General features: G+C 70.4%; 13 protein-coding genes and 1 pseudogene. 13 read left to right on the top strand and 1 reads right to left on the bottom strand.

Features of this window, described 5'->3' with window-relative positions:
- Nucleotides 1-3 precede the first annotated feature (3 nt).
- The 3 genes and pseudogenes from ACFW48_RS35855 to prcA form a co-directional block, all read left to right on the top strand.
- A pseudogene (locus ACFW48_RS35855) lies at nucleotides 4-129 on the top strand (recombination endonuclease VII); the annotation flags it as partial.
- A complete protein-coding gene (gene prcB / locus ACFW48_RS35860) occupies nucleotides 81-926 on the top strand; it encodes a proteasome subunit beta (protein ID WP_386322434.1) in 846 nt (281 codons plus the stop codon). The pseudogene ACFW48_RS35855 and the gene prcB, both read left to right, overlap by 49 nt.
- A gap of 59 nt (nucleotides 927-985) precedes the next feature.
- Nucleotides 986-1,762, top strand: a complete 777-nt coding sequence (gene prcA / locus ACFW48_RS35865) for a proteasome subunit alpha (RefSeq protein WP_386322436.1) — start codon at nucleotides 986-988, stop codon at nucleotides 1,760-1,762.
- A 60-nt stretch (nucleotides 1,763-1,822) separates the two neighbouring features.
- Here the strand turns inward: prcA and ACFW48_RS35870 are convergent, their stop codons facing one another.
- Nucleotides 1,823-2,839 (bottom strand): LacI family DNA-binding transcriptional regulator, encoded by a 1,017-nt coding sequence (locus ACFW48_RS35870; protein ID WP_386322437.1) that lies wholly within the window; start codon nucleotides 2,837-2,839, stop codon nucleotides 1,823-1,825.
- Nucleotides 2,840-2,946: 107 nt separating this feature from the next.
- Here ACFW48_RS35870 and ACFW48_RS35875 point away from each other — a divergent pair, with 107 nt between their 5' ends.
- From ACFW48_RS35875 to tatC, 10 genes are all read left to right on the top strand, one after another.
- On the top strand, nucleotides 2,947-4,206 hold the full coding sequence (locus ACFW48_RS35875; protein WP_386322439.1) for an MFS transporter: 1,260 nt from the start codon (nucleotides 2,947-2,949) through the stop codon (nucleotides 4,204-4,206).
- Nucleotides 4,207-4,215: 9 nt separating this feature from the next.
- The gene (pafA, locus tag ACFW48_RS35880; RefSeq protein ID WP_109033662.1) at nucleotides 4,216-5,577 is read left to right on the top strand and encodes a Pup--protein ligase; all 1,362 of its coding nucleotides are present in this window, start codon (nucleotides 4,216-4,218) and stop codon (nucleotides 5,575-5,577) included.
- A 145-nt stretch (nucleotides 5,578-5,722) separates the two neighbouring features.
- Nucleotides 5,723-6,724, top strand: coding sequence for an FKBP-type peptidyl-prolyl cis-trans isomerase (locus ACFW48_RS35885; RefSeq protein WP_386322441.1), 1,002 nt, complete (start codon nucleotides 5,723-5,725; stop codon nucleotides 6,722-6,724).
- 61 nt (nucleotides 6,725-6,785) lie between these two features.
- On the top strand, nucleotides 6,786-7,157 hold the full coding sequence (locus tag ACFW48_RS35890; RefSeq protein WP_121746021.1) for an FKBP-type peptidyl-prolyl cis-trans isomerase: 372 nt from the start codon (nucleotides 6,786-6,788) through the stop codon (nucleotides 7,155-7,157).
- Nucleotides 7,158-7,294: 137 nt separating this feature from the next.
- Entirely contained in the window at nucleotides 7,295-8,272 is a 978-nt protein-coding gene (locus ACFW48_RS35895; RefSeq protein WP_337305418.1) for a WYL domain-containing protein, read from the top strand.
- A gap of 18 nt (nucleotides 8,273-8,290) precedes the next feature.
- Nucleotides 8,291-9,343 (top strand): helix-turn-helix transcriptional regulator, encoded by a 1,053-nt coding sequence (locus tag ACFW48_RS35900; RefSeq protein WP_386322443.1) that lies wholly within the window; start codon nucleotides 8,291-8,293, stop codon nucleotides 9,341-9,343.
- Nucleotides 9,344-9,372: 29 nt separating this feature from the next.
- Nucleotides 9,373-9,633, top strand: coding sequence for a hypothetical protein (locus ACFW48_RS35905; RefSeq protein WP_053142264.1), 261 nt, complete (start codon nucleotides 9,373-9,375; stop codon nucleotides 9,631-9,633).
- Between the two features lie 10 nt (nucleotides 9,634-9,643).
- Nucleotides 9,644-9,838, top strand: coding sequence for a hypothetical protein (locus ACFW48_RS35910; protein WP_386322445.1), 195 nt, complete (start codon nucleotides 9,644-9,646; stop codon nucleotides 9,836-9,838).
- Nucleotides 9,839-10,104: 266 nt separating this feature from the next.
- Nucleotides 10,105-10,392 carry a Sec-independent protein translocase subunit TatA gene (tatA, locus tag ACFW48_RS35915; protein WP_210961737.1) on the top strand — a complete coding sequence of 96 codons (288 nt, stop codon included), beginning with the start codon at nucleotides 10,105-10,107 and terminating at the stop codon, nucleotides 10,390-10,392.
- A gap of 47 nt (nucleotides 10,393-10,439) precedes the next feature.
- Nucleotides 10,440-11,390, top strand: coding sequence for a twin-arginine translocase subunit TatC (gene tatC / locus ACFW48_RS35920; protein ID WP_386322447.1), 951 nt, complete (start codon nucleotides 10,440-10,442; stop codon nucleotides 11,388-11,390).
- Nucleotides 11,391-11,404 lie beyond the last annotated feature (14 nt).

The following is an 11,404-nucleotide window of genomic DNA, read 5'->3' on the forward strand; positions in this document are numbered from 1 at the left end:
GTTCCCGCCGAGTATGTGGATCACTGCCCGCAGCCGGGTAGGGTCCGTGGCATAGCTGTCGCATACGTGGAAGGAATCGCGTGGAAGCCAACACTCGTAGCACCGGGCGTCTACCAGCTGCCTTCCTGACGCCTGGGTCCTCTTCGTTCATGGATTTCCTCGGTGAGCACCAGCCGGAGATGCTCCCGGGCAACCGGCAACTGCCGCCGGTGCAGGGTGTGATCGAGGCGCCGCACGGCACCACGATCGTGGCGGTGACGTTCCCCGGCGGTGTCGTCCTCGCCGGTGACCGGCGGGCCACCATGGGCAACATGATCGCTCAGCGGGACATCGAGAAGGTCTTCCCGGCCGACGAGTACTCGGCGGTGGGCATCGCCGGCACGGCGGGACTGGCCGTGGAGATGGTGAAGCTGTTCCAGCTGGAGCTGGAGCACTTCGAGAAGGTCGAGGGCGCCCAGCTGTCCCTGGAGGGCAAGGCCAACCGCCTGTCCACGATGATCCGGTCCAACCTGGGCATGGCGATGCAGGGGCTGGCCGTGGTGCCGCTGTTCGCCGGGTACGACGTGGACCGGGGCAGGGGCCGCATCTTCTCGTACGACGTGACGGGCGGGCGCTCCGAGGAGCAGAACTACGCGACCACCGGGTCGGGGTCGATCTTCGCCCGGGGCGCGATGAAGAAGCTCTTCCGCGAGGACCTGACCGAGGAGCAGGCCACGACGCTCGTGGTCCAGGCACTGTACGACGCGGCAGACGACGACTCGGCGACCGGTGGTCCCGATGTCGCCCGCCGGATCTACCCGATCATCACTGTGATCACCGAGGACGGCTACCGCCGGCTGAGCGAGGACGAGGGCTCGGCGCTCGCCCGCGCGGTGCTGGAGCGGCGGCTCGAACACCCCGACGGCCCGCGGGCCGCGCTGCTGTAGCGGGTGCGTCCGTGTTGTCAGGTGGTCCAGTGACTTCTCCAGAAAGGGATGGATAACCGGTGTCGACGCCGTTCTATGTCTCACCCCAGCAGGCCATGGCCGACCGGGCGGAGTACGCCCGCAAGGGCATCGCCCGTGGCCGCAGCCTGGTCGTGCTGCAGTACGCCGACGGCATCGTGTTCGTCGGCGAGAACCCGTCCCGTGCGCTGCACAAGTTCAGCGAGATCTACGACCGGATCGGCTTCGCGGCCGCCGGCAAGTACAACGAGTACGAGAACCTGCGGATCGGTGGCGTGCGCTATGCCGACCTGCGCGGTTACACGTACGACCGTGACGACGTGACGGCTCGCGGCCTGGCCAACGTGTACGCCCAGACACTGGGCACCATCTTCTCCAGCCAGGCCGAGAAGCCGTACGAGGTGGAGTTGGTCGTCGCCGAGGTCGGCGACAGCGCCGACGGTGACCAGATCTACCGGCTGCCGCACGACGGCTCGATCGTGGACGAGCACGGCTCGGTCGCGGTCGGCGGCAACGCCGAGCAGATCAGCGGGTACCTGGACCAGCGGCACCGGGACGGTATGACGCTGGCCGAGGCGCTGAAGCTGGCGGTGCAGTCGCTGTCCCGCGACACGAACGGCAGCGAGCGGGAGATCCCGGCGGAGCGTCTGGAAGTCGCGGTGCTGGACCGCACGCGTCCCCAGAAGCGGAAGTTCAAGCGGATCGTGGGGGCGCAGCTGTCGCGGCTGCTGGATGAGGGAGCGGCAGCGGGAGCCGCCGGCACTGAGGACCTGCCCCTGCCGGACGAGGACGAGGGCGGGGACAAGGGCGAGGAGTAGCGGACAGCCGCTGCGCAGGAGCCTTCGCGCGGCGCCGGGTGCCATGTGCCCCGGCGCCGCTCACTCTTGCCGTGGCGGTGCCGTGGAGCCCCGTACGACCAGGTGCACCGGGATGTCGCCCTCCTCGGGTGCCTGTCCCTCCATGACCGCCAGCAGGGCGCGCATCCCGCGCTCACCGAAGAGTTCCGCGTCCAGGCGTACGGTCGTCAGCTCGGGGTCGATGGCCGTGGCGAGGCCGAGGTCGTCGAGGCCGGTGACCGACAGGTCGTCCGGAACGCGGAGCCCGGCCCGCCGGGCCGCCTTGTACGCGCCGACCGCTAGTTTGTCGTCGTCGCAGACCAGCGCCGTGGGCCGGGGCTCCGGAGCGGCGAGCGCGGCCTCCGTGGCCCTCTGGGCGCCCTCGATAGAGATGGGGGCGCGGACGGTGCGGAGGCCGGCGCCGGGGGCGGCGGCAAGCCGTGTGGCCAGTTCCCGGGCGCGTACCTCGAAGGTCCAGGACGGGACGTCCGCCGCGAGGTGCAGGAAGCGGCGGTGGCCGAGGGACAGAAGGTGCTCCGCGACCTGGCGGATGCCGTCGGCGATGTCCAGGTTGACCGTCGCGGCGCCCAGGCTGCCCTGCGGGTCGCTGTCCAGCATGACCAGGGGAAGCTGGTCGCCCCGGATCGCGCTGAGCGCGTCGGCCGCCATGGAGGACGCGATGACGCCGTCCAGGGCGGCCTGGGCGGAGGCGAAGGGGTCCCGGGCCGGGCCGACGCCCTCGGGGGAGGGGTAGAGGACCACCCCGAAGCCGTGCTCGGCGGCCACCCGCGCGGCGCCCGTGTACACCTCCGCGAAGAACTCCGTGGTCAGTGCGGGGACGACCAGCAGCACCGTGCGCGTGCGGCCGAGGCGCAGGTTGCGGGCGGCCAGGTTCGGGCGGTAGCCCATTTCGTGCGCGGCCTCCCGGACCCGCTGGGCCGTGGGCTCCGAGACGCGGCCGCGCCACTTGTCACCGAGCACCAGGGACACCGCTGCCTGGGAGACGCCGGCGGCCTGGGCGACGTCCCGGCTCGTGGGGCGGGTGCTGCCTCGTGCCACCGTTCGCCTGCGCTTTCGTCTGGACTCGTGAACAGGCGACATGGTACGTATGGCGACGGACGTTATACGTAAAACCTCATCGGTTGGTTCGGAGAAGGGGGTGGGTCGTGGTCGCCGGGTACCTGGACATTCTTCGGGCGCGGCATGCCGTCAGGCTGCTCGTCGGCACGCTCGTGGGGCGGCTGCCCAACGCCACCGCGGCGATCGCGATCGTGCTGTTCGTGCGGGCCGAGGGCGGCTCGTACAGCCTCGCGGGAGCCCTGGCCGCCGTGTACGGGGTCGCCAACGCCGTGGGACAGCCCGTGCTCGGGCGGTTCGTGGACCTGCACGGGCAGCCGCGGGTGCAGTTGCCGGCCGCCGTGCTGTCGGGCCTGGCCATGGCCGTGTTCGCCTTCGCGGGCACCGGGACGGTGGCGCTCGCGTACGTGGCCGTGGGAGCCGCGGGGCTGTTCACGCCCCCGCTGGAGGGCGGGCTGCGGGCGCTGTGGCCCAGCGTGCTCCGCAAGGAGGACCAGGTGCACACGGCGTACGCCATGGACGCCATCGCGCAGGAGGTCATGTTCACCGTCGGGCCGCTGCTCGTGACGGTGTGCGTGTCGCTGTGGTCGCCGCTGGTCGCCCTGCTCGTGCTGAACGCGGTGGGTGTGCTGGGGGCCCTGTCCGTGGTGGTGTCACCCCCCTCGCGCGCGTGGCGGTCGGCGCCGCGCGAGGCGCACTGGCTGGGCGCGCTGCGCTCGTCCGGGCTGCTCGCGCTGCTGGGCGCCTTCCTGTTCATCGGTATGGCGCTCGGGTCCATCACCGTCGCCTCCGTGCCGTACGCGGACGAACACGGCGGCGACGCCGTCTACGGCTGGCTGATGGCCGCCCTGGGGCTCGGAGCGCTCGTCGGCGGGGCCGTCTACGGGGCCCGGCAGTGGACCGGCGATCCCGCGCGCCGACTGCGGGTGCTGGTGGCCCTGCTGGCGGTGTGTTACCTGCCGCTGATGCTGATGCCGGGCGCCGTCGCCATGGTGCTGCTCACGGTGGTCGCGGGTGTCTTCCTGGCGCCGTGCATCGCCTGTGCGTTCGTCCTCGTCGACCGGCACGCGCCGCGCGGCACGGTGACGGAGGCGTTCTCGTGGCTGGTGACGACGTTCACCGTGGGTGCCTCGGTGGGTACGGGCCTCGCGGGGCCCGTCGTGGAGCACGGCGGGGCGCTGTGGGGGTTCGCGGTGCCCGGGGCGGCCGGGGCCGTGTCCCTGCTCGTGCTGGCGTGCACGGGGCGGGTCCTCGCAGCTCCCGCCAGGGGAGCGGTGGTTGCGGCTTCATCGGAAAATGATCCAAACCGTGCCGTCGAACCCCGTTTCAGTTCGGGTCATCAGGCGTAATGTTCAGTCATGGACCGCCGCATTTTCGGGCTGGAGAACGAGTACGGTGTCACGTGCACGTTCAGGGGACAGCGCCGCCTGTCGCCTGACGAGGTGGCGCGGTACCTCTTCCGCCGTGTCGTGTCATGGGGCCGCAGCAGCAATGTCTTTCTGCGCAACGGGGCCCGCCTCTATCTCGACGTGGGATCACATCCGGAGTACGCCACACCCGAATGTGACAACGTGACCGAACTCGTCACCCACGACAAAGCGGGCGAGCGCATTCTCGAAGGACTCCTGGTGGACGCCGAACGACGCCTGCACGAGGAGGGAATCGCGGGCGACGTCTACCTCTTCAAGAACAACACCGACTCCGCCGGCAACTCCTACGGCTGCCACGAGAATTACCTCGTGGCCCGGCACGGGGAGTTCTCGCGGCTCGCGGACATCCTCATTCCGTTCCTGGTGACCAGGCAGCTGCTGTGCGGCGCCGGCAAGGTGCTGCAGACACCGCGCGGTGCCGTGTACTGCGTCAGCCAGCGGGCCGAGCACATCTGGGAGGGCGTCTCCTCGGCGACCACCCGCTCCCGGCCCATCATCAACACGCGCGACGAGCCGCACGCCGACGCCGAGCGCTACCGGCGCCTGCACGTCATCGTGGGCGACTCGAACATGTCCGAGACGACCATGCTGCTCAAGGTCGGCGCCACCGACCTGGTGCTGCGCATGATCGAGGCGGGCACGGTGATGCGCGACCTCACCCTGGAGAACCCGATCCGGGCGATCCGCGAGGTGAGCCACGACATCACCGGGCGCCGGAAGGTGCGCCTGGCCAGTGGCCGCGAGGCGTCCGCGCTGGAGGTGCAGCGGGAGTACTACGAGAAGGCCGTGGACTTCTGCGAGCGCCGCGGCATCCGCACCGGCACCGTCGAGCGCGTGCTGGAGCTGTGGGGCCGCACACTGGACGCGATCGAGGCCGAGGACCTCGACCGCATCGACACCGAGATCGACTGGGTCATGAAGTACAAGCTCCTGGAGCGGTACCGGGCCAAGCACAACATGACCATGTCGCACCCGCGGGTCGCGCAGATAGACCTCGCCTACCACGACATCCACCGCCGCCGTGGCCTGTACTACCTGCTCGAGAAGAAGGGCCAGGCCGCCCGGGTCGCCAACGACCTGAAGATCTTCGAGGGCAAGTCCGTCCCGCCGCAGACCACTCGGGCCCGGCTGCGCGGCGACTTCATCCGACGGGCCCAGGAGCAGCGCCGGGACTTCACCGTCGACTGGGTCCATCTCAAGCTCAACGACCAGGCGCAGCGCACCGTTTTGTGCAAGGACCCGTTCCGTTCGGTGGACGACCGGGTGGAGAAGCTGATCGCCGGAATGTGAGCCGGACGAGGTGAGACAGGCGTTTCCGCACGAAAGGGCGGAACGCCACACGGGCACCGTACGTTAGCCGTACGGTGCCCTTCTCACGCCGTAGAGTTGCGCGCACTTCAACAGGACCGACCGACACCGATACGAGGCCCCCACCGTGCGCCGACGCTCACTCCTCATCGCCGTCCCCGCCGGACTGGTCACGCTCGCCGCATGCGGTGACGAAGACTCCGGCTCGAGCAGCACCGGCGACAGCGCGACGCCCGAGGCGTCGGGTACGTCGGCACCGCCGCCGCCGAAGATCGTCGACGGTCCGCTGCCGGCGATCACCGCGGGGACGAAGTTCGACGAGAAGCCGACCGTCGCCAAGGGCAGCGGCGAGCCGTCCAAGGACCTCGCGGTCAAGACGGTCATCGCGGGTGGCGGCAAGGCCATCGCGGAGAACGACTTCGTGTCGGCGAACTACCTGGGCCAGATCTGGGAGAGCGCGAAGGTCTTCGACAACTCCTACGACCGCAAGACCCCGCTGGTCATCCAGCTCGCCCAGGGCAGCATCATCGACGGCTGGCGGTACGCGCTCGCCGGCAAGAAGACCGGCAGCCGCGTCCAGTTCTCCGTGCCGCCCACCTGGGGGTACGGCGAGCAGGGCAACGAGCAGGCGGGCATCAAGGGTTCCGACACGCTGGTGTTCGTGGTCGACGTGCAGGACACCTTCAACGCCAAGAGCTCCGCCAAGGGCAAGGAAGTCCCCCAGGAGGACGCCGCCCTGCCCAAGGTCGGCACCAACACCGACGGCAAGGCGCCCTCCATCGAGCTGCCGAAGGCCGACGCTCCGAAGAAGCTGGTGGCGGAGTACGTCCTCGAGGGCGACGGTGCCGAGGTCGGCGCCCAGGACAGCGTGCTCGTGCAGTACAAGGGCGTGGTCTGGGACGGCGGCAAGGAGTTCGACTCGACGTACGGCAGGAAGCAGCTGACGTCGTTCTCGCTCCAGCAGGTCGTCAAGGGCTGGTCGCAGGGCCTGACCGGCAAGAAGGTCGGCAGTCGCGTCCTCATCGTCATCCCGCCGGACCTGGGGTACGGCGACAGCCCGCCGGAGGGCAGCGGCATCGAGAAGGACTCCACGCTGGTCTTCTCCGTCGACATCCTGGCGAAGATGTGACGCCTTCGAGATGTAAGACTTGGGCCGTTGCCTTTCCGAGAGACAAGCAGGAGCTGAACACGTGAGCATCGACAAGCCCGAGGTCGACTTCCCGGGCGGCGAGCCCCCGGCGGACCTCGAGATCAAGGACATCTGGGAGGGCGACGGCCCGGTTGCGCAGGCCGGTCAGACCGTGACCGTCCACTACGTGGGCGTGACCTTCAGCACGGGCGAGGAGTTCGACGCCAGCTGGAACCGCGGTACGCCGTTCCGCTTCCCGCTCGGTGGCGGCCGCGTCATCGCCGGCTGGGACCAGGGCGTGCAGGGCATGAAGGTCGGCGGGCGCCGCCAGCTGACCATCCCGGCGCACCTCGCCTACGGCGACCAGAGCCCGACCCCGGCGATCCCGCCCGGCTCGACGCTGATCTTCGTGGTCGATCTGCTCGGAGTCTGATCGAAGTCCGAGCGGACAGCGATCAGAGCCGGTCATCCGGGGTCCATGCCTGTCCGGGCATGGGCCCTCGGCTTTTGCCGCGCCACCGCGGGGCGGTACGGTCATCCGTCGTAAGCACCATAGGGAGAAGGGCGTCGATGGCCATTGCCAAGGCCGAGCGGCTGATGAACCTGGCGCTGTGTCTGCTCGGGACGCGGCGGCCACTCAGCAAGCGCGAGCTGCGCGACTCCATCGAGGCTTACGTCGAGGCCTCCAGGCCCGGCCAGGGCGCGGCGGGCTCCGACGACTCCTTCAACCGCATGTTCGAGCGGGACAAGGACGACCTCCGGGAACTCGGGCTGGTCATCGAGACCGTCGAGAGCCTCGACGGCGAGGTCGGCTACCTGGCCCGCCGCGACAGCAACCGCCTGCCCCCGATCACCCTGGACGCCGAGGAAGCCGCCGCTCTCGGGCTCGCCGCCAAGGTGTGGCAGCAGGCCCGGCTGGCCGGTGCCGCGAGCGGCGCGCTGCAGAAACTGCGCGCGGCGGGGCTGCCCGAGGACGTCGACCCGTACGAGGCGCACAGTGCGCTGGAGCCGCGCATTCCCGTCCACGAGGCAGCGTTCGAGCCGCTGATGCTGGCCTGCCGCGACCGCCGGCCGGTCGTCTTCGACTACCGCAAGGCCAACGCCGCCCAGCCCGAGCCCAGGCACGTGGAGCCCTGGGCGCTGGAGTGCTGGCGCGGCCACTGGTACCTGGCCGGCTTCGACCGCGACCGCGGTGCCGAGCGGGTCTTCCGGCTGTCCCGGATCACGGGCAGGGTGCGCTCGCGCGGCGCGCGGTTCACCGCCCCCGTGCCCGACGTCGTCACGGTCCGTGAGACGGTCGCGAGCTGGGCGGGGGAGACCGCCGACCGCTCCGCGCTGATCCGGCTGCGCACGGGCGCGGGATACCCCCTTCGTGCGAAGGCCACGGGGGTGCGGGAACTCGGTGGCGGCTGGGACGAGTTGGAGATTCCGTACGGGCACGGCCTGGACGCCTGGCTGGTCGAGTTCGGGCCGGACGTGGTGGTGCTGGAGCCCGCGGAGTTGCGTGCGGACGTGGTGGACCGGCTGCGTGCCGTCGCCAAGGGCTGAGGGGGAGCGGACAACACAGTGGCAGGCAAACCGGTCAGGCCAGTGAACGCCATCGACCAGACCCGACGGATGCTGTCCCTGGTGACGTATCTGCGGGAGCGCCCCGGCGCCCGGGTCGAGGACGTCGCGCGCGCCTTCGGCATCACCGAGGACGAGCTGGTCTCCGACCTCGACGTGCTGCCCATGTGCGGCACCAGCTTCCGCGGCGGCGACCTTCTCGACATCGACACCGACGGCGAGCGCATCTGGTGGCACAACCCGGCCGCCCTCGGCGCGGACGCCGCCGAGCCGCTGCGGCTCGCCGCCGACGAGGCCACCGCGCTGCTCGTCGCCGCCCGGGCCGTGGCGACCCTGCCCGGCCTGCGCGAGAGCGACCGGCAGGCGCTGCTGCGGGCCACCGCCAAGGTGGAGACCTCGGCCGGCGAGGCCGCGGGCGCCAGCTCACGCCTGTCCGTCACCTTCGAGTCCGAGGGCGGCGTCTTCGCCGACGTCGACCGGGCGATCTCGGAGCGCCGCCGGCTGTGGATCCGCTACTACTCACCGGCCCGCGACGAGGTCACCGAGCGCGAGATCGACCCCATCCGCCTGGTCAGCGTCGGGCACACGTACGTGGAGGCCTGGTGCCGCCGCTCCGAGGCCCGGCGCACCTTCCGGCTCGACCGGGTCGCCGAGATCCGCATCCTGGACGAGCCGTCCGCGCCGCCCGAGGTGGAGCTGCGGGACCTGTCGGAGGGGCTGGTGCAGCCCGCCGCCGAGGATCCGGAGGTCGTCGTGGAGGTCGGCCCGGGCGGGCGCTGGGTCGCCGAGTACTACCCGCACGACAGCGCGGACGAGCTCGCCGACGGCGGGCTGCGCATCACGCTGCGCACCCCCGACCCCGCGTCCCTGCGGCGGCTGGCGCTGCGGCTCGGGCGGGACGGCCGCATCGTCTCCCCGCCCGAGCTCGCCGACAGCGCCCGGCGGGCGGCCCGCGAGGCGCTGTCGGCGTACGACGGCAGCGAGGCGGTCGGGGCGCACGGCGGGCCGGACGAGGGACGGTACGAGCACGACAGGCAGGAGCGAGGGCTGTGAGCGAGTCCGTGGGGCCAGGTGCGCCGGGCATGACGGCGGCGTCCGCGTTCGCCGGCATGCGACGCGTGTCCCCGGTCGTGTTCAAGGCGGGCTGTCCCGACTGCCGGGGCCGCTTCGAGCTGGCCGCGAGTGCCCTGCGCCTCGCCATCGGCGCCACGAGCCGCACCACGTTCTACTCGTTCACCTGCCCCGAGTGCGGGTCCGCCGTGCGCAAGCCGGCGGGGGAGCGGGTCGTGGAGCTGCTCACCGGCGGCGGGGTCAGGACCCTGCGGCTGCACTCCACCGTCTAGGCTCGGCGTCATGTTCTGGCCGATGTTCGCGGTTGCCGTGGGTTTTCTGGGTCTCGCCGTTCTCGCGGTGTTCGCCGTGAAGGTGTTCGTGGAGGCACAGCGCCTGGGCCGGCAGGTGACGGACTCCGCCGACCGGATCAGCCGGGCGGCGGAGGACCTGGAGCGGGCGACCGCGAGCGCGGCCCGCGCGGTGGACGCCTTGTGACTGCTCGGATGCCTGGTCGGGACCCGATGGACCCATGCGAGTTGCGTATTGGGACGCTTTGCCCTGTCACCCCACAGGTCCCTGAAGGTACGCTGCTGGTCGCGGCCCGGAAAACGAGGCCCGGCCGCGGACGGGAGTACGCACGGGGATTGCCTCACGTTTACCCCTGAGCGTTACGATCGCTGCACAAGACGATCGATCGGACACATGTCCGACCGGTCGGACAGCACCCCCACCCAGCCGCCTCGGTGAGAAGGTAAAGACTTATGTTCGGAAGGCTCGGCGCCCCCGAGATCATTCTCATCCTCGTCGTCATCATCCTGCTGTTCGGCGCGAAGAAGCTTCCGGACATGGCGCGCTCGCTCGGCAAGTCGGCGCGCATCCTCAAGAGCGAGGCCAAGGCGATGAAGAGCGAGAGCAAGTCCGACGACTCCGCTCCCGCCGATCCTCCCAACCCCGAGCAGGCCGCGGCGAAGCGCACCATCCAGGCCGCCCCCGGCGATGTGACCAGCTCCCGTCCGGTCACCGAGCCGACGGACACGACCAAGCGCTGACGCAGGGCCGGTGACCTCCGGCCCGCCGCACGAGATGGGAATGTGGGTTGCTGAAGCCTGCCCGCAACAAGGAGAGGGATCCCGAGGGGCGGATGCCCCTCGCGGAGCACCTTCGTGAGCTCCGCAACCGGCTCGCGAAGGCGTTGTTGGCCATCGTCGCCGTCACTGTGGTCGCCGCTTTCTTCTACCAGGAGATCATCAACGTCCTCACCGAGCCGATCCTCGATTCGATCGGCTGTGAGAAATCGTTCGCGGAGCTGGCCCAGGCGGAGACCGGTGCGGAGCCGTGCGCGCAGATCACCATCAACGGTCTGCTCGGCCCCTTCACCCTGGCTCTGAAGGTGTCCCTGACGGCCGGCATCGTGCTGGCCTCCCCGGTCTGGCTCTACCAACTGTGGGCGTTCGTCGCCCCGGGCCTGCACAAGAGCGAGAAGAAGTACGCCTACGCGTTCGTCGCCACCGGTGCGCCGCTCTTCCTCGTCGGCGCCTACTTCGCCTACGCGGTGCTGCCCACCTCGGCGAAGGTGCTGATCGAGTTCACGCCGAGCGACGTCGACAACCTGCTGCCGCTGGACGAGCTGCTCGACCTCGTCACACGCATGGTGATCGTCTTCGGTCTCTCCTTCGAGCTGCCCCTGCTGCTGGTCATGCTCAACCTCACCGGAGTGCTGGCCGGCAAGCGGATGCTCGGCTGGTGGCGCGCCATGATCATGGGCATCACGCTGTTCGCGGCCATCGCCACGCCGAGCACCGACCCCCTGACGATGATCATGCTGGCCGGACCGATCTGGGTGCTGTACTTCGCCGCGGTCACCATCTCCCTGCTGAACGACCGTCGCAGAGCCCGCCGCGAGGCCCTGGAACCCGACGACGACGAGGCGTCCGAGCTGGACCTCACCCCCGAGGACATCGGCGGGATCGAGCCCGTGACCACCGCCCGCGCCCTGCCCGAGCAGGCCACGAAGGACCGGGTCAACGGCTACGACGACGTGACCTGAGGGCCGACGGGGCG

This window comes from Streptomyces sp. NPDC058812, from assembly GCF_042744565.1.
GTDB lineage: Bacteria > Actinomycetota > Actinomycetes > Streptomycetales > Streptomycetaceae > Streptomyces > Streptomyces thinghirensis.

Excerpts from the sequence above, each read along its gene's own strand:
- pafA (WP_109033662.1), top strand. The coding sequence starts at position 4,216 with ATGGACCGCCGCATTTTCGGGCTGGAGAACGAGTACGGTGTCACGTGC.
- ACFW48_RS35895 (WP_337305418.1), top strand. The coding sequence starts at position 7,295 with ATGGCCATTGCCAAGGCCGAGCGGCTGATGAACCTGGCGCTGTGTCTG.
- ACFW48_RS35905 (WP_053142264.1), top strand. The coding sequence starts at position 9,373 with ATGACGGCGGCGTCCGCGTTCGCCGGCATGCGACGCGTGTCCCCGGTC.
- ACFW48_RS35910 (WP_386322445.1), top strand. The coding sequence starts at position 9,644 with ATGTTCTGGCCGATGTTCGCGGTTGCCGTGGGTTTTCTGGGTCTCGCC.
- tatA (WP_210961737.1), top strand. The coding sequence starts at position 10,105 with ATGTTCGGAAGGCTCGGCGCCCCCGAGATCATTCTCATCCTCGTCGTC.